This is a genomic window from Kitasatospora sp. SC0581 (assembly GCF_048159585.1).
In the GTDB taxonomy this organism is placed as follows: Bacteria; Actinomycetota; Actinomycetes; order Streptomycetales; family Streptomycetaceae; genus Kitasatospora.
The window spans coordinates 1-21,586 of record NZ_JBLRWA010000004.1; the positions used below are offsets into that span (position 1 = coordinate 1).

General features: G+C 74.0%; 12 protein-coding genes and 1 pseudogene. 7 read left to right on the forward strand and 6 right to left on the reverse strand.

Going from position 1 to position 21,586, the window contains the following annotated elements:
- Window positions 1-6: 6 nt before the first annotated feature.
- The 4 genes and pseudogenes from ACLWS4_RS09275 to gndA form a co-directional block, all read left to right on the forward strand.
- Window positions 7-111: pseudogene (locus tag ACLWS4_RS09275) on the forward strand (phosphopantetheine-binding protein); the annotation flags it as partial.
- A gap of 69 nt (window positions 112-180) precedes the next feature.
- Entirely contained in the window at window positions 181-9,132 is an 8,952-nt protein-coding gene (locus tag ACLWS4_RS09280; RefSeq protein WP_416873959.1) for an amino acid adenylation domain-containing protein, read from the forward strand.
- 156 nt (window positions 9,133-9,288) lie between these two features.
- Window positions 9,289-10,590: an MFS transporter gene (locus ACLWS4_RS09285; RefSeq protein WP_074004955.1), complete on the forward strand. Its 1,302-nt coding sequence runs from the start codon at window positions 9,289-9,291 to the stop codon at window positions 10,588-10,590.
- Between the two features lie 219 nt (window positions 10,591-10,809).
- The gene (gene gndA, locus ACLWS4_RS09290) at window positions 10,810-12,264 is read left to right on the forward strand and encodes an NADP-dependent phosphogluconate dehydrogenase (protein ID WP_388046416.1); all 1,455 of its coding nucleotides are present in this window, start codon (window positions 10,810-10,812) and stop codon (window positions 12,262-12,264) included.
- Between the two features lie 55 nt (window positions 12,265-12,319).
- Here gndA and ACLWS4_RS09295 read toward each other — a convergent pair whose 3' ends face one another.
- The 6 genes from ACLWS4_RS09295 to ACLWS4_RS09320 form a co-directional block, all read right to left on the reverse strand.
- Window positions 12,320-13,675 carry an MFS transporter gene (locus ACLWS4_RS09295; RefSeq protein WP_416873758.1) on the reverse strand — a complete coding sequence of 452 codons (1,356 nt, stop codon included), beginning with the start codon at window positions 13,673-13,675 and terminating at the stop codon, window positions 12,320-12,322.
- Between the two features lie 3 nt (window positions 13,676-13,678).
- Complete coding sequence (locus ACLWS4_RS09300; RefSeq protein WP_416873759.1) at window positions 13,679-14,029, reverse strand: DUF5825 family protein; 351 nt, start codon at window positions 14,027-14,029, stop codon at window positions 13,679-13,681.
- Window positions 14,030-14,177: 148 nt separating this feature from the next.
- Window positions 14,178-14,915, reverse strand: coding sequence for a class I SAM-dependent methyltransferase (locus ACLWS4_RS09305; RefSeq protein ID WP_416873760.1), 738 nt, complete (start codon window positions 14,913-14,915; stop codon window positions 14,178-14,180).
- 164 nt (window positions 14,916-15,079) lie between these two features.
- Complete coding sequence (locus tag ACLWS4_RS09310; protein ID WP_416873761.1) at window positions 15,080-16,282, reverse strand: MFS transporter; 1,203 nt, start codon at window positions 16,280-16,282, stop codon at window positions 15,080-15,082.
- 110 nt (window positions 16,283-16,392) lie between these two features.
- On the reverse strand, window positions 16,393-16,638 hold the full coding sequence (locus tag ACLWS4_RS09315) for a hypothetical protein (RefSeq protein ID WP_416873762.1): 246 nt from the start codon (window positions 16,636-16,638) through the stop codon (window positions 16,393-16,395).
- A 210-nt stretch (window positions 16,639-16,848) separates the two neighbouring features.
- Window positions 16,849-17,532, reverse strand: coding sequence for a DUF6308 family protein (locus tag ACLWS4_RS09320; RefSeq protein WP_049657380.1), 684 nt, complete (start codon window positions 17,530-17,532; stop codon window positions 16,849-16,851).
- Between the two features lie 174 nt (window positions 17,533-17,706).
- Here ACLWS4_RS09320 and ACLWS4_RS09325 point away from each other — a divergent pair, with 174 nt between their 5' ends.
- From ACLWS4_RS09325 to ACLWS4_RS09335, 3 genes are read left to right on the forward strand one after another with little or no spacing between them, the layout of a single operon-like run.
- On the forward strand, window positions 17,707-17,856 hold the full coding sequence (locus tag ACLWS4_RS09325) for a hypothetical protein (RefSeq protein WP_158077761.1): 150 nt from the start codon (window positions 17,707-17,709) through the stop codon (window positions 17,854-17,856).
- On the forward strand, window positions 17,856-20,384 hold the full coding sequence (locus ACLWS4_RS09330; RefSeq protein WP_416873763.1) for a hypothetical protein: 2,529 nt from the start codon (window positions 17,856-17,858) through the stop codon (window positions 20,382-20,384). Before ACLWS4_RS09325 ends, ACLWS4_RS09330 begins: the two co-directional genes overlap by 1 nt.
- A 53-nt stretch (window positions 20,385-20,437) precedes the next feature.
- Complete coding sequence (locus tag ACLWS4_RS09335; protein ID WP_198959472.1) at window positions 20,438-21,055, forward strand: hypothetical protein; 618 nt, start codon at window positions 20,438-20,440, stop codon at window positions 21,053-21,055.
- The last annotated feature ends 531 nt before the right edge of the window (window positions 21,056-21,586 follow it).

Here is a 21,586-nt window from a genome sequence, read left to right on the forward strand (position 1 = left end):
TTCGCGCTGGGCGGGCACTCGCTCCTCGCGGCCCGGCTGATCAGCCGGATCCGCAGTACCTTCGGCGCCGAACTCGGGATCCGCGATCTGTTTGACGCCTCCACGGTCGTCGGCGTCGCCGAGAAGCTGAAGGAGGGGCGTCCGGCGCGTCCGGCGTTGGTGGCGGGTGAGCGTCCGGAGGTGCTGCCGCTGTCGTTCGCCCAGCAGCGGCTGTGGTTCCTGGACCAGCTCGAAGGTGCTTCCGCCACGTACAACAGCCCGTTCGCGTTCCGGCTGCACGGATCGGTGGACGTGGAGGCGCTGCGTGGGGCGATCGGCGATGTGGTCGGGCGGCATGAGGCGCTGCGGACGGTCTATCCGGCGGTCGACGGCCAGCCCCGTCAGCTGGTGCTGCCGGCCGGTGAGGTCGAGGTGCCGTTCAGGGTCGAGCCGTGCGCGGCTTCGGAGGTGGCGGGGCGGATCGAGGCCGAGGCCTTCGCCGTCTTCGACCTCTCCGTCGAACTTCCCTTGCGGGTCGTGCTGTTCGCGCTTGGCGAGGACGAGTCGGTCCTGGTGCTGACCCTGCACCACATCGCCAGCGACGGTTGGTCCTCCGGTCCGCTCTGGCAGGGGGTCACGTCGGCCTACCGGGCCCGGCTGGCCGGAGCCGCCCCGGAGTGGGAGCCGCTGGCCGTCCAGTACGCGGACTACACCCTCTGGCAGCACAACCAGCTCGGGGAGGCTCTCGACCAGCAACTCGCCTACTGGTCCGAGGCGTTGAGGGATGCGCCGCAGGAGGTGGCCCTGCCCTTCGACCGGCCCCGTCCTGCCGCCGCGTCGCATGAGGGTGAGCTGTTGGAGTTCCATGTCGGCCCCGAGCTGCACGCGGAGTTGGACGCGTTGGCGCGTCGGCACGGTGTGACGCTGTTCATGGTTCTGCACGCGGGCTTGGCGGCTCTGCTGTCGCGGATGGGTGCGGGGACGGACCTCCCGATCGGCACGGTCGTCGCCGGGCGTTCGGATGAGGCCTTGGACGAGCTGGTCGGGTTCTTCGTGAACACCCTGGTCCTGCGGACGGATGTGTCGGGTGAGCCGACCTTCGGTGAGCTGTTGGGCCGGGTCCGGGATGCGGACCTGGCGGCGTTCACGCACCAGGACCTGCCGTTCGAGCGCCTGGTGGAGGAGTTGAACCCGGTGCGTTCGCTGGGCCGGCACCCGCTGTTCCAGGTGATGCTGGTCCTGCAGAACAACGAGGAGGGCAGCCTCCAGCTCCCGGATGTCGTGGTGAGTACGGAGCCGTTCGGGACACCGCCCGCGAAGTTCGACCTCAACCTGACGTGCGTCGAGAACCGTGACGTCGCCAATGCGCCTGCCGGTATCACGGTGGTCCTGCAGTATGCGACCGATCTGTTCGACCAGGGGACCGCGGGTCTGGTGGCGGAGCGGTTGGTGCGGTTGCTCGGGGTGGCGGTCGGGGATCCGGAGGTTCCGGTGTCCGGCTGGGAGGTGTTCGACTCGCCGGAGCAGGAGCGGTACTTCCTCAGTCGGGCGGAGCGGGCCCGGGCCGGCGCGGTCGAGGCTGTGGAGGTGCAGGGGCATCGTGGTCCGAGGACGGCGCAGGAGGAGATCCTGTGCGCGTTCTTCGCCGAGGTCCTCGGGGTTCCGTCGGTGGGTATCGATGACAACTTCTTCGCTCTGGGCGGCCATTCGCTCCTGGCGACGCGCCTGATCAGCCGCATCCGTACCACGTTGAACGCAGAGCTGGGCATCCGCGACCTGTTCCGTAACCCGACCGTGGTCGGGGTGATGGAGAAGCTGAAGGAGGGCCGTCCGGCGCGTCCGGCGTTGGTGGCGGGTGAGCGTCCGGAGGTGCTGCCGCTGTCGTTCGCCCAGCAGCGGCTGTGGTTCCTCGACCAGCTGGAAGGCGCCTCCGCGACCTACAACAGCCCGTTCGCGTTCCGCCTGCGCGGCGCGGTGGACGTTGAGGCCCTGCGCGGGGCGATCGGCGACGTGGTCGGCCGCCACGAGGCGCTGCGGACGATCTACCCGGCGGTCGACGGCCAGCCCCGTCAGCTGGTGCTGCCGGCTAGTGAGGTCGAGGTGCCGTTCAGGGTCGAGCCGTGCACGGCCGACGAGGCCGCAGGGCGGATCGAGGCCGAGGCCTTCGCCACTTTCAGCCTCTCCGCTGAACTTCCGCTGCGGGTAGCCCTGTTCACCCTCGGCACGACCGAGTCCGTCCTCGTCCTGACCCTGCACCACATCGCCAGTGACGGGTGGTCCTCGGGCCCGCTCTGGTCGGGCATCGCCTCGGCTTACCGTGCCCGTCTGGCCGGCCTGGTCCCGCAGTGGGAGCCGCTGGCCGTCCAGTACGCGGACTACACCCTCTGGCAGCACAACCAGCTGGGCGAGATCCTAGACGAGCAGTTGAAGTACTGGCGTAACGCGCTGGGAGAGCTGCCGCAGGAGATGGCCCTGCCCTTCGACCGATCCCGTCCTGCCGCCGCGTCGCATGAGGGTGAGCTGCTGGAGTTCCATGTCGGCCCCGAGCTGCACGCGGAGTTGGACGCGTTGGCGCGTCGGCACGGCGTGACGCTGTTCATGGTCCTGCACGCGGGCCTGGCGGCTCTGCTGTCGCGCCTCGGTGCGGGGACGGACCTCCCGATCGGCACGGTGGTGGCCGGGCGTTCGGATGAGGCCTTGGACGAGCTGGTCGGGTTCTTCGTGAACACCCTGGTCCTGCGGACGGATGTGTCGGGTGAGCCGACCTTCGGTGAGCTGTTGGGCCGGGTCCGGGATGCGGACCTGGCGGCGTTCACGCACCAGGACCTGCCGTTCGAGCGCCTGGTGGAGGAGTTGAACCCGGTGCGTTCGCTGGGCCGGCACCCGCTGTTCCAGGTGATGCTGGTCCTGCAGAACAACGACGAGGGCACGCTCCAACTCCCGGGCCTCACCGCTCAGCCCGAGTCCTTCGGGACGCCGCCCGCGAAGTTCGACCTCAACCTCACCTGCGTCGAGAACCGTGACGCCGCCAACGCGCCTGCCGGTATCACTGCCGTTCTGCAGTACGCGACCGATCTGTTCGACCAGGAGACCGCGGGTCTGGTGGCGGAGCGGTTGGTGCGGTTGCTCGGGGTGGCGGTCGGGGATCCGGAGGTTCCGGTGTCCGGCTGGGAGGTGTTCGACTCGCCTGAGCAGGAGCGGTACTTCCTCAGTCGGGCGGAGCGTGCGCGGGCCGGCGCGGTCGAGGCTGTGGAGGTGCAGGGGCATCGTGGTCCGAGGACGGCGCAGGAGGAGATCCTGTGCGCGTTCTTCGCCGAGGTCCTCGGGGTTCCGTCGGTGGGTATCGATGACAACTTCTTCGCTCTGGGCGGCCATTCGCTTCTCGCGACACGCCTGATCAGCCGGATCCGCACGACCCTCAACGCTGAGCTCGGCATCCGCGACCTCTTCCGGAACCCGACGGTGGTCGGGGTGATGGAGAAGCTGAAGGAGGGCCGTCCGGCGCGTCCGGCGTTGGTGGCGGGTGAGCGGCCGGAGGTGCTGCCGCTGTCGTTCGCCCAGCAGCGGCTGTGGTTCCTCGACCAGCTCGAAGGCGCCACTGCCACCTACAACAGCCCGTTCGCGTTCCGGCTGCACGGGGCGGTGGACGTCGAGGCCCTGCGCGGGGCGATCGGCGACGTGGTCGGCCGGCACGAGGCGCTGCGGACGGTCTACCCGGCGGTCGACGGCCAGCCCCGCCAGCTGGTGCTGCCCGCCCAGGACGTCCAGGTGCCCTTCAGGGTCGAGCCGTGCACGGCCGACGAGCTGGCCGAGCGGATCGAGGCCGAGGCCTTCACCACCTTCAAGCTCTCGACCGAACTTCCCTTGCGGGTAGTGCTGTTCACTACCACTGAAGGGGAATCCGTCCTCGTCCTGACCCTGCACCACATCGCCAGTGACGGGTGGTCCTCGGGCCCGCTCTGGTCGGGCATCGCCTCGGCCTACCGTGCCCGTCTGGCCGGTCTCGTCCCGCAGTGGGAGCCGTTGGCCGTCCAGTACGCGGACTACACGCTGTGGCAGCACAACGAGCTCGGCGACACCATGGACCAGCAACTCGCCTACTGGTCCGAAGCACTGAGGGATTCGCCGCAGGAGGTCGCTCTGCCCTTCGACCGGCCCCGCCCCGCCACCGCGTCGCACGAGGGTGAGCTGCTGGAGTTCCACGTCGACCCCGGCCTGCACGCCGAACTGGACGCTTTGGCGCGTCGGCACGGCGTGACGCTGTTCATGGTCCTGCACGCGGCTCTGGCGGCTCTGCTGTCCCGCTTGGGCGCCGGCACGGACATCCCCATCGGTACGGTCGTCGCCGGACGTTCGGACGAGGCCCTGGACGACCTGGTCGGGTTCTTCGTGAACACCCTGGTGCTGCGGACCGATGTTTCGGCGGAGCCGACCTTCGGCGAACTGCTGGACCGGGTCCGGGATGCGGACCTGGCGGCGTTCACCCACCAGGACCTGCCGTTCGAGCGCCTGGTGGAGGAGTTGAACCCGGTGCGTTCGCTGGGCCGGCACCCGCTGTTCCAGGTGCTCCTGGTCCTGCAGAACAACGACGAGGGCACCCTCCAACTCCCGGGCCTCACCGCCCAGCCCGAGTCCTTCGGGACGCCACCCGCCAAGTTCGACCTCAACCTCACCTGCGTCGAGAACCGCGACGCCGCCAACGCGCCCTCCGGCATCCTCGCTGTTCTTCACTACGGCACCGACCTCTTCGACCGCGACACCATGACCCTGCTGGCGGACCGCCTGATCCGGCTGCTCGGGGTGGCGGTTGGGGATCCGGAGGTTCCGGTGTCCGGCTGGGAGGTCTTCGACTCTCCCGAGCAGGAGCGGTACTTCCTCAGCCGGGCGGAGCGGGCCCGGGCCGGCGCGGTCGAGGCTGTGGAGGTGCAGGCGCATCGTGGTCCGAGGACGGCGCAGGAGGAGATCCTGTGCGCGTTCTTCGCCGAGGTCCTCGGCGTACCGTCGGTGGGTATCGACGACAACTTCTTCGCTCTGGGCGGCCATTCGCTCCTGGCGACGCGCCTGATCAGCCGCATCCGCACCACGTTGAACGCCGAGCTCGGCATCCGCGACCTCTTCCGCAACCCGACCGTCGTCGGGGTGATGGAGAAGCTGAAGGAGGGCCGTCCGGCCCGTCCGGCGTTGGTGGCGGGGGAGCGTCCGGAGGTGCTGCCGCTGTCGTTCGCCCAGCAGCGGCTGTGGTTCCTCGACCAGCTCGAAGGCGCCTCTGCCACCTACAACAGCCCGTTCGCGTTCCGCCTGCACGGCACGGTGGACGTCGAGGCCCTGCGCGGGGCGATCGGCGACGTGGTCGGCCGCCACGAGGCCCTGCGGACGATCTACCCCGCGATCGACGGCCAGCCCCGCCAGCTGGTCCTGCCCGCCCAGGACGTCCAGGTGCCCTTCAGGGTCGAGCCGTGCACGGCGGACGAGGCCGCGGGGCGGATCGAGGCCGAGGCCTTCACCGCCTTCGACCTCTCCGCCGAACTCCCTCTGCGGGTGGCCCTGTTCACCCTCGGCGCGACCGAGTCCGTCCTCGTCCTGACCCTGCACCACATCGCCAGTGACGGCTGGTCCTCCGGTCCGCTCTGGCAGGGCATCGCCTCGGCCTACCGGGCCCGCCTGGCCGGCCTCGTCCCCGACTGGGAGCCGCTGGCCGTCCAGTACGCGGACTACACCCTCTGGCAGCACAACGAGCTCGGCGACACCATGGACCAGCAACTCGCCTACTGGTCCGAAGCACTGAGGGGTTCGCCGCAGGAAGTGGCTCTGCCCTTCGACCGGCCCCGCCCCGCCACCGCCTCGCACGAGGGTGAGCTGCTGCAGTTCCACGTCGGCCCCGAGCTGCACGCCGAACTGGACGCCTTGGCGCGTCGGCACGGCGTGACGCTCTTCATGGTCCTGCACGCGGCCCTGGCAGCCCTGCTGTCCCGCCTCGGAGCCGGCACGGACATCCCCATCGGCACCGTCGTCGCCGGACGTTCGGACCAGGCGCTGGACGACCTGGTCGGGTTCTTCGTGAACACCCTGGTCCTGCGGACGGACCTCTCGGACGCCCCCAGCTTCGGCGACCTGCTGGGCCGGGTCCGGGACACCGACCTGGCGGCCTTCACCCACCAGGACCTGCCGTTCGAGCGGCTCGTCGAGGAGCTGAACCCCGTTCGCTCCAGCTCCGTGCATCCGCTGTTCCAGGTGATGCTGGTCCTGCAGAACAACGACGAGGGCACCCTCCGACTCCCGGGCCTCACCGCCCAGCCGGAGTCCTTCGGGATGCCGCCCGTCAAGTTCGACCTCAACCTCACCTGCGTCGAGAGCCGCGACGCCGCCGGCGCCCCCTCCGGCATCCTCGCCGTTCTCCACTACGCCACCGAGCTCTTCGACCGCGACACCATGGCCCTGCTGGCGGACCGCCTGCTCCGGCTGCTGACCGCCCTGGTCGCGGACCCGGACCAGTCGATCGAGGCGGTCGACATCCTGAGCCCGGCCGAGCGCCGGCGGATCCTCGTCGAGTGGAACGACACCACGCGCGTCCCGGCGGACACCGGGCTGGTCCCGGAGATCTTCGAGGGGCACGCCCGGCGGACGCCGGACGCGACCGCGCTCGTCTTCCAGGGCGAGATTCTGACGTTCCGTCAGCTCAACGCTCGGGCGAACCGTCTGGCGCGGCTGCTGATCGACCGCGGGGTGGGGCCGGAGCAGTCCGTGGCCGTCCTGCTCCCGCGGGGCACGGACCTGGTCGTCTCGCTGCTGGCGATCCTGAAGGCCGGGGCCTGCTACGTCCCGGTCGACCCGGAGTACCCGGTCGAGCGGGTCGGGTACATGCTCGACAACTGCCGCCCCGGCCTGGTGATCACCGGCGGGGACACCGCCGAGCGGTTCGCCGATCTGGCCGGGCGGGTGCCGCACCTGCTGGACCTGGCGGAGCCGTCGCTGGGCGCCGAGCTGGCCCACCGGTCCGAGGCCGACGTGTCGGACGCCGACCGGCTCGCGCCCCTGCGTCCCGGGCACGCCGCGTACGCCATCTTCACCTCCGGGTCGACGGGGACGCCGAAGGGCGTGCTCGTCGAGCACCGCTCCCTCGCCAACCTCGTCCACAGCCACCGGGAGGACGTCTACCGGGCCGACATCGCCTCGGCCGGCCGCCCCCTGCGGGCCGCCATGATCGGGGCGACGACCTTCGACGCCAGCTGGCTGCTGCTCTTCTGGCTGCTGGACGGCCACGAGCTGCACCTGGTGGACGACGAGACGCGCCGGACGCCGGAGCTCCTGGTCGACTACATCGACGGCGAGCGGATCGACTACCTGGAGACGACCCCGACCTACTGCCGGCAGCTGGTCGAGCTGGGGATGCTCTCCGAGCAGCGCGCCTCCCGCCCGCGGATCGTGGACGTCGGCGGTGAGGCCGTCGACGAGGCGCTCTGGGATGTTCTGCGGCGGGCCGGGGTCACCGCCAACAACCAGTACGGTCCCACCGAGTGCACCGTGTACAGCACGAACGCCGTGATCGGCGAGTACGAGCGGCCGGTCATCGGCCGGCCGATCCGCAACACCCGGCTCTACGTCCTGGACGACCGACTGCGGGTGGTCCCGCCGGGCGTTCCCGGCGAGCTGTACATCGCCGGGGAGAGCCTGGCCCGCGGCTACCTGGGCCGGCCGGGCCTGACGGCCGAGCGCTTCGTGGCGGATCCGTTCGGTGCGGCGGGCGAGCGGATGTACCGCACCGGCGACCTCGTGCGGTGGCGCGCCGACGGTGCCCTGGAGTACGTGGGCCGCGCGGACGACCAGGTGAAGATCCGGGGCTTCCGGATCGAGCCGGGCGAGGTCGCCGCGGTGCTGATGGCGCACGAGGCGGTGGCGCAGGCCGCCGTGGTGGTGCGCGAGGACCAGCCGGGGGAGAAGCGCCTGGTGGGCTACGTGGTGCCGGTCGCCGACCGGGCGGCCGACCCGGAGGAGCTTCAGCGCTTCGCCGCGGGCCGTCTGCCGCGGCACATGCTGCCGTCGGCGGTCGTGGTGCTGGCGGACCTGCCGATGACCTCGCACGGCAAGCTGGACCAGCGGGCGCTGCCCGCGCCGGTCGCCGGTGCGGGAGGCGGCGGACGGGCCGCGCGCTCGGCGCAGGAGGAGATCCTGTGCGCGGTCTTCGCCGAGGTCCTCGGGGTGCCGTCGGTGGGCATCGACGACGACTTCTTCCTCCTGGGCGGGCACTCGCTGCTCGCGGCCCGGCTGATCGGCCGGATCCGCACCGCCCTCGGCGCCGAGATCGGCATCCGGGACGTCTTCGACGCCCCCACCGTCGCCGCGCTCGCCGGCCGCTTGGACGACGCGGGGGACGGGGACGGCGCGCTCGCCACCCTGCTGCCGTTGCGCAGGAGCAGCGGCCCGGCGGCCCGGCCGCTGTTCTGCGTGCACCCCGCGGCCGGCGTCAGCTGGGTCTACTCGGGCCTGCTCCGCCACCTCGACGGCGGCCGTGCCCTGTACGGTCTCCAGGCCCGCGGCCTGCTGGCCCCCGAGGCCGTTCCGGCCGGCCTCGACGCCATGGTCGACGACTACCTGGCGCTGATCCGCTCCGTCCAGCCGCAGGGCCCGTACGCGCTGCTGGGGTGGTCGTTCGGCGGGGTCGTGGCGCACGAACTCGCCGTCCGGTTGCAGGAGGAGGGCGAGGAGGTCGAGGCGCTCACCCTGATGGACAGCTTCCCGAGCGGGGGCGGCGGCGGATCGGCCGAACCGGCCCGGGAGTTGACCGGTGCGGAGGCCGTCCGGGCGCTCCTGGAGTCGCTCGGCCACGACCCGGAGTCCGCGCGGGCCGCGGACGGTCCGTTCGCCCTGCTCGGCGACGCCGCGCTGGAGGCGATGGCCAGGGTCTTCCTCGCGAACATCGCGGTGCTGGACTCCTTCAAGTCCCGTACGTTCAGGGGCGATGTGCTGTTCTTCGAAGCGACCAGGGAGGAGCCGCGCCCCCCGGTGCGGCCGGAGGACTGGCGGGCCCACGTCACCGGTCGGATCGAGGTGCACCGGGTGAGCGGGCGGCATGGTGAAATGACGAGGCCCGATCAGCTCGCCCAGATCGGCCCCGTTCTCGCCGCCTGGCTGGCCGGCGGGCGCGACCGGTCCTAGCCGGCGGGGCCGGCGGCCCGTGCGCCGACCGGCGTACGGGCCGCGCGGCGGTCCTGCTCCCCGCGCCGGCGTCGGCCGCGGGGTGCCGGAGGGGACGCAACCAGTGGGCGGCTCCGGGCAGTTCGGATTTCCTACCGCGACAGATCGGAGCGTTCAATGGGCAACGGCACACGTGGCGGCTTGCTCCGCCGCCACCGGGACTTCCGGCTCCTCTGGTTAGGCGAGACGGCGGGGCGCTTCGGCCAGTCGGTCACGGTCCTCGCCGTTCCGCTGATCGCCGTGTCGACCCTGCACGCCGACACCTTCGAGGTCAGCCTGCTGAGCGCGGCGCCCTGGGTGCCGTGGCTGGTCATCGGCCTTCCGGTGGGCGTCTGGGTGGACCGGCTGCGGCGCAGGCAGGTGATGTTCTGGGCCAACGTCATCTGCTTCGCGCTCTTCGCCAGCGTTCCGGTCGCGGCGTGGGCCGGAGTGCTGGGGGTGACCCAACTGCTGCTCGTGGCCCTGCTCGCGGGCGCCGCCACGGTGTTCTTCCAGACCGCGTACACCGCCTACCTGCCGGACCTGGTGAAACCGGAGGACCAGGCCGAGGGCAACGCCAAGCTCCAGGGCAGCGCCTCCGCGGCGCAGATCGCCGGGCTCGGCTGCGGCGGCCTGCTCATCCAACTCGCGGGCGCCGCCAACGGGATGCTCGTCAACACGACGACCTTCCTGCTGGCGACCCTCTGCCTGGTCGCCATCCGGCACCGGGAGTCCGCGCCCGAGCGGGTCCAACGGCCGCGCGGCGCCATGGCCAAGGAGATCAGGGAGGGGCTGGGACTGCTCTTCGGCGACCCCTTCCTGCGGAGCCTGGCGCTCTTCGGAGCGGCGTCCAACCTCGCCCTGACCGGGTACCAGTCGCTCATGGTCGTCTTCCTGGTCCGTGAGGTCGGCCTGTCCTCCGGCGAGATCGGCAGCCTCGCGATGGTCAGCGGAATCGGCGGTGTGCTGGGGGCGTTCGTCGTGCGCCGGGTCAGCGCCAGGCTGGGCAGCGGACGCGCCCTGCTGGTGTTCGAGCTGGTGCTGCCGGCGCTGGCCCTGCTCATCCCGCTGGCCGGCCCCGGGTGGGGCCTGCTGATGATCGTCCTCGCCTACAGCGGGGTGGCGATCGGCATCGTGGCGGGCAACGTCATCAAGTCCGGGTTCGTCCAGAGCTACGTCCCGAGCGCCGTGCTCGGCCGGCTCGTGGCGAGCTCCGCGTTCCTCAACTACGGCACGATGCCGCTGGGCGCCCTGCTCGGGGGCGCGCTCGGCACCTGGCTCGGCCTGCGCCCGGCCCTGTGGATCCTGACCGCGGGCGTACCGGCGGCGGCCCTCTTCCTCTACTGCTCCCCGATCCGCCGCCACCGGGACCTGCCGACCGGGCAGCTGCCCGGGCACCGGCCGCAGGCCGAGCCGGAAGCGGTCGAGGCGGTGCGATAGAGCTTGTCGCGGAAGGTTCGGGCGCCGGGTCGGGGCACCTGAACGGGGGAGTCCCCCGCGCGGCGGGCGGGTGCGGCCGGTGAGCATATAGTCCGACCGCCCGTGGCGCCGGGCCGGGTCCGCGGCGCGCGTCGGCGGGCGGACACGGCCGCCCCGGGAACCCGCGGCGCAGGCCCGCGAGCCCCGCCGGGGGACTCCCCGAGGAAGGACGTACCCGCCATGGAGGCATCGGCACAGATCGGCGTGACGGGGCTCGCGGTGATGGGCCGCAACCTGGCGCGGAACTTCGCCCGCAACGGCTACACGGTCGCGGTGCACAACCGGAGCGAGGGCCGGACCAAGTCCCTGGTCGAGGAGTTCGGCCACGAGGGCGCGTTCGTCCCGGCGTGGTCGCCGCAGGAGCTGGTGGCCGCGCTGGAGCGCCCCCGCCGGCTGCTGATCATGGTGAAGGCCGGCCGGGCCACCGACGAGGTCATCGAGGAGTTCGCCCCGCTGCTGGAGGCGGGCGACCTGCTCATCGACGGTGGCAACGCCCACTTCGCCGACACCCGCCGCCGGGAGCGGGCGCTGCGCGAGCGCGGCATCCACTTCGTCGGGACCGGCGTCTCCGGCGGGGAGGAGGGCGCGCTGCACGGCCCCTCGGTGATGCCCGGCGGCTCCGCCGAGTCCTACGCCGTCCTCGGCCCGATGCTGGAGCGGATCAGCGCCCACGTGGACGGCGACCCGTGCTGCACCCACATCGGCACCGACGGGGCCGGGCACTTCGTGAAAATGGTGCACAACGGCATCGAGTACGCCGACATGCAGCTCATCGCCGAGGCCTACCACCTGCTGCGGGAGGTCGGCGGGTACGCCCCCGCCGAGATCGCCGAGACCTTCCGGCGCTGGAACGAGGGGCGGCTCGACTCCTACCTGATCGAGATCACCGCCGAGGTGCTCGCCCACACCGACGCCGCCACCGGCGAGCCCTTCGTCGACGTCGTCCAGGACGCCGCGGAGCAGAAGGGCACCGGGCGCTGGACCGTCCAGACCGCCCTCGACCTCGGCTCCCCGGTCACCGCCATCGCCCAGGCCACCTTCGCCCGGGTCGCCTCCGCCCGGGCCGAGCTGCGGGCGGCCTACCGGCCGCTGCCCGGGGGCGGCCGGCAGGAGCTGCGCCCGCACGAGGCCGAGCGCTTCACCCGGGACGTCGAGCAGGCCCTCTACGCGTCCAAGGTCATCGCCTACGACCAGGGCTGGACGATGATCCGCGACGCCGCGGCCGAGTACGGCTGGGACATCGACCTGGGGGCGGTGGCGAGGATCTGGCGCGGCGGGTGCATCATCCGCGCCGCGTTCCTCGACCGGATCCGTGCCGCCCACGCGGCCAACCCCGACCTGGTCAGCCTGCTCGCCGAGGAGGAGTTCGCGGCCGAGGTCTCCGACGCCCAGGCGGCCTGGCGCACGGTGGTGGCCGGCGCGGCCCAGCACGGCATCCCGGTGCCGGCCTTCTCCGCCGCGCTCGCCTCCTACGACACCCTGCGCAGCCCGCACCTGCCCGCCGCGCTGATCCAGGGGCAGCGCGACTTCTTCGGCGCCCACACCTACCGCCGCACCGACCGCCCGGGCAGCTTCCACACCCTCTGGGCCGAGCCCGGCCGCCCCGAGGTACGGACGGACGGCGGGACGGCGTAGCCGGATGGCCCCGGCGCCCCGGGGGGCGGGCGTCAGGGCTTCTCCGGGACGGGCCTCAGGGCGTCTCCGGGACGGTCTTCCGCTCCGCCGCCCGCTCGATCTCCGCGAGCATGTCGCGCGGGAACCAGAGGCTGCTCGCGCCCGCGAGGGCGACGGCCGCCGCGCCGACCAGTACCGGCACGATGCCGACCCGGGAGGCGAGCCACCCGCCGAGGAAGGCGCCGACGGGCAGGGTGGCGGTCAGCACGGCCTGGAGGAAGGCGTTGACGCGGCCCAGCAGGTGGGCGGGGGTGACGAGTTGGCGCCCGGTGGTCATGGCGATCGACCAGATGGTGGCCATCAGTCCGAACAGCAGCTGGTACAGGACCAGCACGGCGAAGGACAGCCCCAGGGAGGCCGCCGGGATGAGGAAGAGGGCGGCGCCCGCGCCCACGGCGCACAGCCGGATGGCCCGGGCCATGCCCAGCGCCCGGGTCACCGAGGTCGCGACCAGCACGCCGGTGCCCATGCCGACGGCGTACGCGGCGTAGACCGTGCCGAGCTGCCACGGGGACAGCTGCAGGTCCCGGTCGGCGTACAGGACGAACAGGCCGCCGCCGGCCCCGCCGCCGAGGTTGAGCCCGGCCGCGGCCAGCGCCTGGCGGCGCAGCAGGGTCTCGCGCCGGATGACCGCGAGGCCCTCCCGCAGGGCGTCGAGGCGGGAGCGCGCGCCGCTGCCCGCCTCCTGCGCGGACCGGTTCAGCGCGGCCGGCAGCGCGAGGAACAGGGCCCCGCCGACGAGGTAGGCGGCGCACTCGACCAGCAGCGCCGGGGCCGGGTCGATCAGGCCGATCAGGATGCCGCCGAGCGCCGGCCCGCCGATCAGGCCGATGGTCCGGGCCCCGGTGAGCGAGGAGTTGGCCGGCAGCAGGCGGTCCGGGGGCAGCACCCGGGGCAGACAGGACTGAAGGGCGACGCCCTGCGCGGAGTTCAGCGCCCCGGAGGCGGCGGCCGCGGCGAACAGGTGTGGCCAGGTCAGGCCGTCCAGCGCGGCGGCGAGCGGCACGCTGCCGATGGCGGGGACCTGCAGCCAGGACACCGCTACCAGCATCCGCCGCAGCCGGGCCCGGTCGACGGCCACGCCGATCAGCGGGCTGAGCAGGACGCCGGGCAGGTAGGTCATCGCCATCAGCGCCGAGGCGCCGAGCGGGCCGGCGTGCAGGTGGGCGATGGCCAGCAGCGGCAGCGCCAGCGCGGTGACCTGACGCCCTACCGAGCTGGTCGTCTGCTCCGTGACCAGCAGCAGCAGCGGCCGGTGTCGGCGCAGCGGTACGGATTCCGGGGCCTTGGCCGGGGCCGGGGTGGCGGCCGGGGTCGTGGCCGGGCCGGACTTCGGGGGTATGGACGACTCCTCGGCCGTGGAGGATCCCATGTATCAAACTCCTGTGTCGGGCACGGTCCAGTGGCGGATGCGGGGCGGGAGCGTCACCGCCCAGCCCCGGGTGACGAGTACGAGGCCCTCGGACGCCGGCACGGACACCGCCTCACGGCCCGTACTGCTGAGGTCGTCCAGGGCGGTGGGGGTCAGGCAGGCTCGGAAGGTGGCCACCAGGTCGGGGTGGTCCAGGGCGAAGCGGGCCGAGGCGTCCGGGGCGCGGCGGTCGCGGACCTGGAGGACGTCCGGTCCCCGGATGCGCAGGCCCCACGTGCTCTCGGCAGCCCGTGGCGGGGAGTCACGGAAGTAGTCCATGCCGATGATGTTGTCGACCGTGATGACGTCGAGCAACTTGTGCTGGTGGACGAGCTGTTCGGTCTCGGACTACGCCCGGCTCGCGGCCGTGGAGAAGGCGTACGACCCGGCGAACGTCCTGCGCGGCAACCTGAACATCCGGCCCGAGGACGAGATAGGGGCAGGCGGCGTCGGCGGTCCGGGCCTAGTCCGGCGCGGAACCGCCCGGCCCGGCCACCAGCCAGTGCGCGGGCAGCTCGATCCGGGTGCCGTCGGCGGCGGACTCCGTGGTGGCCAGCGGCAGTTCGCCGGTGGCGAGGACGTCGAGGCCGGCCGTGCGGAACAGCTCCGGGAAGACCGCGTCGGCGACCTCGGCGGGGGCGAGCCCGTGCGAGAACACCGGGCGCAGCTTCGGCGGCGGACCGTCCGGGGCGTGGACGAGCTCGCCCAGGACGCCCTTGGCCGCCTCGGCGAGCTCGAACACGAAGGCCCGGCCGCGGTCCCCGAGCAGGATGCGAATGGCCTCGACCACCCGTGGGCGGTCGGCCGGCTCGCTCTGGTGGATCACCCCGCGCACGTACACGTTGGCGTCGCCGAGGCGCTGGTGGAGCGCCCGGACGGCCTCGGGGTCGGTGGCGTCCAACCGGGTGAACTCGGCCCGCCCGGCCGGGTCGCAGCGCCGGGCGAGGTCCAGCGCGGCGGCGGACAGGTCGACCCCGAGGGCGAGCGGGAAGCGCTCGGCGAGGAAGCGGGTCTGGGTGCCGTTGCCGCAGCCCAGGTCGACGATGGGCAGCGCGGGGTCCGCCAGGTGCGGGCGGAGCAGCGTGAGGTGGCGTTCGGCGCTGCGGGCCGGTTCCGCGTCCCAGATCACCCCGCCCGGTTCCTCGGGCGCGTCGCGCCAGAAGCCCTCCCAGGCGTCCAGGTACCGACTCGTCACGCTCATGGCGGAGGCCTCCGGGTGGTGCGCGGGGTGTCTGGCTCGTGTCTATCGGTACCCGGCCGGGGCGGCAAGCGGGTACCGGCGGGCGGCGGCGGGCGCGCGCGGTCGGCGTGCGGGGGGCGCGTACGGCGGCGCGCGGGATCGGCGCGCGAGGTCGGCCCGCAGGGTCAGCCCGCGGCGCGCGCCTGGCGCAGCAGGTAGAGGCCGGAGGCGGCGGCGAGCACCGCCATGCAGGCGGCGAAGACCAGGCCCGCGTGGGTCAGGCCGAGCGGCCCGGTCAGCAGGCCCACCCCGATGACCGGGATCGAGATGCCGAAGTAGGCGACCACGAACAGCGCCGAGAGGGCGCCGCCGCGGTGCTCGGGGGGAGCGGCCGCGGCCACCTCGCCCACCGCCCCGCGCAGGCCCATGCCCTGCCCGGCGCCGCCCGCCAGGGCGCTGAGCACCAGCGGCGGCAGGCTCTCCCAGGCGAGCGAGGCGGCCAGCAGGGCCATCCCGGCGATCAGCACCAGGCAGCCCAGCGGCACCGCCCGGGCGGTGCCCAGCCGGGGCACCAGGAGCTGGCCGAGGGTGGAGGCGAAGAAGGCCGTGAAGACGACCAGGCCGACCACCGCGCGGTTGTGGACGCCCAGACCGGTGGCGAGGAAGGCGGGACTGACCGAGGTGAACAGGCCCAGCAGGGAGAAGCCGGCGAACGCGGCGATCCCGGCCGGCACGAACACCCGGCGGACCTCCGGCGGCAGCGCCGGCCGGTCGGGCCGGGCCGTGCGCAGCGGACGGGCCCCGGCGACCGTCTCCGGGAGCATCCAGGTGAGGGCGAAGGAGACCGCGAGCAGCCCCAGGTGCACGACGAACGGCAGCACCAGCGGGTACGGGGCGTACTGCGAGAGCAGGCCCGACAGCAGCGGCCCGCAGCCGAGCCCGCCCATGTTGGCGGCGGTCGCGACGAAGCCCGCGCGGGCCTGGTGCCCGGGCGGGGTGAGCTCCAGCACGTACGCCGTCCCGGTGCCGGTGAACAGGCCCGCCGAGAACCCGGACAGCAGTCGGCCCAGGCAGAGCAGGGCGACGCTGTCCGCGGTCAGGAAGACCACGGCGCTGGCGGCCGAGCAGACCAGCCCGCAGAGCAGCACGGGCCGGCGCCCGACGGAGTCCGAGACGTTGCCGATCAGCAGCAGGACGCCGATGACACCGAAGGCGTACACCGCGAACACGACCGTCACCGTCAGCTCGGAGAAGCCGAGCTTCTCCTGGTACAGGCCGTAGAGCGGGGTGGGCAGCGTGGTGCCCGCCATGCAGACGGCGAACGCGGCGGCGGCGACGAGGTGGCCCACCCGGGCCGTACCAGGCCCGGCGGTCCGACGATCGGTCATTCGCCCACGATAGGCGCGCACCCGGGAGGGGGGCCGTGCCGTGCGGGGGAGCGCTGCGCCGAATGGCCGTCCGGCCGTGCCCGGTGGCTATAGGGCGCGGGAGGGCGGGGTCAGCGGTCCGGGTGCCAGGTGGATTCGAGGGCGGTGGTGCCGTCCGGCCGGGCCACGGGGTGCCAGCGGGCGCGCAGACCGGCCGGACGGGCGGCTGGCCGGGGCGCGCCCAGGGCACCGAGCACGGTGCTGTCGAGCGGGCTGGCGGCCAGCCGGTCCAGCACCCGCGCGCAGGCGCCGCGCAGGCCGTGGCCGTGGCGGCGCGCGTCGGGGACGTCGGAATGGAAGGCAGCGAGGACGGACATGCGGCTCACCTCCGGAGCTACCTGCGGGTCGTGCAGGCGTGGTCCGTCCAGCTTCGGGCCGTCCGGGGGCACCGGGCTCCGGATTGACGGGCTATTGACGGCTGCCGACACTCCGCTGACGAACTGCTGACGCGGAGGCGGTCTCCGCGCCCGCCGCCGTTGGTCCCCGCGCCCGCTCGGCGGAGGTCCGCCCGGTGGCGGGACGCGGGGTCAGCCCGTCGCCTGCCCGGCCTCGCCCTGGTGCATCCAGGCGATGACGTCCAGCACCCGCAGCACGCCGATGTCCTCGCCGATCCCGGCCTCCGTGCGGAGCTCCGCCAACCGGGCGCGGAACGCCCCGCCGTCCGCGCGCAGGGCGTCGGCCAGCGCGGACCAGAAGGTGGTGTCGACCTTCGGCCGCCGGAAGAGCGCCTTCACCCGGATGTCGTAGACGGGTATCAGGTGCGGCCGCTTGCGGGCCAGCAGCTTGCCCGCGACGACGGGGCCGACCCCGTCCGGCTTGCCCGGGTACGCGGCGCGGGGGTTCGCCAGCCGGTCCCACAGCTCGGCGGCCGGTCCGCCGGGGGCGATCAGCGGGGCACTGGCCGGGTCCTCCAGCCGGGCGTCACGGGGGATCGCGGACAGCAGCCGGCCCCAGTGCCCGTCGGGGTCGGTGAGCAGCTCGACAGCTCCGTGCGGCTCGACCGAGACGCTCAGCATGGTGATCGCGAGCAGGTCGTCGGCGGTGAAGGCGTCCGCCGTCTCCGGGCGGTCGCCGCCGCCGGCGAGCCGCTCGAAGTGGGCGCCCGTGTAGTAGTGGTCGCCCTTCGCCCGCAGCCGGGTGAAGTAGGCACGCAGCAGCCGGACGGAGGCCCCGGTGTCCCCGTACACCGGGGGAATCCACAGCGCCGTCATGAGGGACCCCCTTCGAATCCGTGCGTCCGGGGGCAGTGTGGCAGAGGGGGCCGACAATCCGGTCCGGAGGCCGCTGAACCGGGCCGGTGCCGGGGGCCGTAGGACCGTAGTGGGCGCGCAGCGGTGCGTCCGCGAAGCGGCGGGCGCGTCCGCGAGGAACCCGGGAGGAAGTGGATGCAGTCCCGACGCGACCAGGTGCGGGCGCACCCGGTCGTGCTGAACAGGCCGGTCCCGGATGCGTTGCGGGCGGAGCCCGACGCACCGGACACCCCCACCCGGCGCACCACCCGGGGCGCCACGACGGGCCCGGCGGAGGAGGAGTGATGGGCGCTGTGGAGGCCCCGGAGGCGGTCGGCGCCTCGACGCTGCGGGCGCTCGGCGCGCACTACGTGATCGCACCGCCCGGGGCGGAGGCCGACGGACTGGCCGAGGCGCTGACACCCGTACGCGCCCAGCCGGGGGCGCTGCTGCTGCTCGCCGCCGCCGAGGACGCGGCACCCGTCCTGCTCGCCTCGCTGGACGAACTCGCCCGGGCCGCGCGCGGGCGCGACGCCGACGTGCTGGTGCTGGCCGCCTCCGGACTGGCCGCGGTCGGCCCCGACGGCCGGCGGCCCGCCGAACTGCTCGCCCGGCGCAGCGGGTTGACCGTCGTCGCACCGGACACGGTGGTCAGCGTCGAGCCGGACGGCACCCTGCCGGCCGTGGACGGGACGTGGTGGCGCTGCCGGCCCGGCGGGGGAGCGGAGCCGCTCGGCGGCCGCTGGCCCGCCGACGCGACCATCACCCCGCTGGCCGGCGGGGCGTACTGGATCACCGACGCGGCGGTGGGACCGGTCCGCCCCGCCGTGCTGGACCGGGCCTTCGCACCGCGTGACCGGCTGCTGATGATCATCGGCGCGCCCGCCCGGTCACTGCCCAGCGGTGCCCAACTGGCCAGTGCGGCGACCCTGTTGAAGGAGCAGGCGCCCCATCGGGAGTACCTCGCACTGAGCGCGCCGTGGGCCGCGCCGCTCGAACTCATCGAGACGGCCGCCGTGCTGGCCGCCTCGCTCGGGCAGGAGGTGCGGGCGGCGATCGGCGTGCCGGTGGCCAGGTCGGGCGTGCCGGGGGCGCCCGGGTGCGGCGTGCGGCACGTCCACGTGGCGCCGGACGGGGGCGAGGGCTGGGAACCGTACCTCATCGAGTTGTCCGCCCGCCCGCGCGAACGCACCGTCACCGCCGTCGGCTGGCGCGTCGGGCCCGGCCCGGGTGTGGGGTCTGGGGCGGAGCGCTTTCCGGTTCTCCCCGGCCCGGGTGCGGGGCCCGGTCCGGGCCGCTTCCCGGCCTTTCCCGGCCCGCCTCCGGTGCCCGGCGCGGGGCGCTACCCGGTCTTCCCGGGCCCGGCTGTGGGGCCTGGGGCGGGGCGTTTCCCGGCTCTCCCCGGCCCGCCCGCGGCCCCTGGAGCGGGCCGTTTTCCGGCTCTCCCCGCGCCGCCTTCGGTGCTCGGGGCGGCGCGCTACCCGGCCTTCCCCGGCTGGGAGGTGGAGGCGGTGGCGGCCGGACTGTGGCTGCGCCCGGCCGCGACCCCGGAGCGGGGCCCCCGGCTGCGTCGACCGGACCCGGCCCAGCCCGTGCTGGTCGTGGGCACGCCGGGCCGCCCGGTTCCGGACGCGGTCTGGGACCACCTCGGTACGGTGCTGGGCTCGCTCCCGGCCGGGCCGGTACGCCTCGCGCTCGTGGTGGCGGGGGTGTTGGACGTGCAGTCGGCCGCGGTGGGTCGGTTCTGCGCGCGGCAGTACGGGCTGGACTGGGTCGGCGAGGAGACGGTCGAGGCCGCGGAGGGGCGGGTGGCCGTGCTCGGTTCCGAGCCGGTGCCGACTTCGGCAGGGGCGTTGGCGGCGGAGGCTCCAGGGGAGGCCCATGAGGGAACAATATTGGCCCCTGAGGTCGTCGCGGAGGAGCCTGAGGCGGAGGAGTCGGTTGCCGAAGTCCCGCTAGCAGAGCCCGAGTTGCTGTCCGAGCCTGAGGTGGAGGAGCCGGTCGCCGAGGCCCCGGAAGTCGATCCCGAGCCCGAGCCCGAGGTGCCCGCTGCGACGCCCCCGGCCCCGGAACCGTCCCCGGCCCCGGAGCCGTCGGAGCCCGCCACCCCCGCCGGGGACGGCGAGGCCCTGGTCGCCCAACTCGGCTCCGCCTACGAGCCCTTGGCCCGACGAGCCGAGGACGTCGCCGCCCGGCTGCCCGCCCTGCGCGCCCAGGCGGAGGACGGCGACCAGGGGCCCGAGCTGGTCGCCCTCCTGCTGCACGCCGGCGACTCCGGCCCCCTGGCCCCGCGCGCCGAACTCCTCGCGGCGGCCCGCTCCGGCGAGCCCGGCCGCTACGGCCCGTACCTGCGCTGCCTGGCCGCCGGCCTGCGGCGGCTGCCCGGGTACTACGGCGGTGTGCTGGTCGCCGGTCCGGCGCGGGCCTGCGACCTCGCCGCGTACACCCCGGGCACGGTGCTGACCGAGCGGGCCCCGGTGACCGCCCTGGCGGTGCCCGAGGCGGACCTGGGGGAGGACGTCGGGATCGAGTTCGCCATCTGGTCCGTCGGCGGCCGCCGCAGCTCGGCCTTCGGCGAGCAGGGCGACCCGCCCATGGTGGTCTTCGTCCCGGGCGCGGAGTTCGAGGTGGTCGAGGTCCAGCCGGCGGACCCGGAGGAGGGCCGCCCGGCCCGGGTCCTGCTCCACGAGATCGGCGGCGTCCGCCCGAGCCCCGAGCGGCTGCGGACCTGGCTCGCCCGCCGCGACGCCGTCGCCCCCGCCGACCGGGTCCGCCCCGCCGACCCCTCCCGCTACGCCCTCGCCCTGGGCGTCGGCTCCGGCCCCGCCGACTGACTGTCGGTGGGGCCGGATACGGTGCGTCCCGGAGCCGGACCACAGGAGGGGTCATGGAAGCAGGGGAAGCATCCGTCGCCGCGCTGAAGGCCGTCATGTCGCCGCACGACGGCGCCGACGAGCAGGTGGACTGGGCCGCGGTGGGCCAGGCCTGGGGCGTCCGGTTCCCCGCCGACTACGTGGCGTTCATGGCCACGTACGGGGCCGGTGGAATCGACGAGGCGTTCGGTGTCCTGGCCCCCGAGGCGAGCACGGCGCCGCCCGAGGGCCCGGGCTTCGGCAGCGCGGCCGGGGAGACCGCCATCCTGCGGAGCCTCTGGTCGACCGAGGGCGGGCCGGCCGGCGTCGAGGCCGGGCCGGACTCGGTGATCGCGTGGGGGGTGAGCTGCGGAGCGGACATCCTCGGCTGGCTCACGGTCGACGACGACCCCGACAAGTGGCCGGTCCTGGTGTGGGAGCGCCACGGGTCGCCGAACTGGCAGCTCTACGACTGCGGGATGGCTGAGTTCCTGCGCCGCCTGTTCACCGAGGGCTTCGACCGCTGTCCGCTCAGCGACGCCTCCCTCTGGGGCGATCCGTCCCCGCACTTCGTCCACTGGCGTGAGGAGCGGCGCCGCATCGAGGAGCGATTGGACCCGTACACCGGAGAGCCGCTCTCCTGGTCCTTCTGAACCACCCGGTGAACCCCGCACGGGCGGCCGGCCGTCGGACGGAACACAGGGACGTGATCGGCGGGAGGGGCGCGGGGTGGGACCCGGCCGGTGACCGGCGCGGAGCCGGTCTGGACGGTCGGGTCTGAGGCGCGCCGATTTCGGCTGAACCGGTTCGGCCATGCGGGCCGTAGCTCCCCACAGGAGTGTCATCGAGCACAGGGGATGCATGGTGGGCGAGGAGCAGCGCGGCGGGCCGGAGCGGAGGCCGGGCGGCTTCCGGCTCCCGGCGGTGAACTGGGCGTTGGCGGCCGAGGCGGACCAGGGGAAGCCGCCGGAGGCGCCCGTGAGCGCGGAGACGGCGGCGCCGCCCGTGCAGCCGGGCGCCGGTGGCGGTACCAGTACCGGTACCGGTGTCAGCGCCGGGGCCACGGGCGCTGCGACGAGCGGGGCGCGGACCGGTCCGAAGCCCGAGGCCGGGTCCAAGCCCGCGAGCCCCGCGCCGACGGTCCCGCCCGCGCGGCTGGGTGCCGGTCCCGAGGCCGGCGCCGG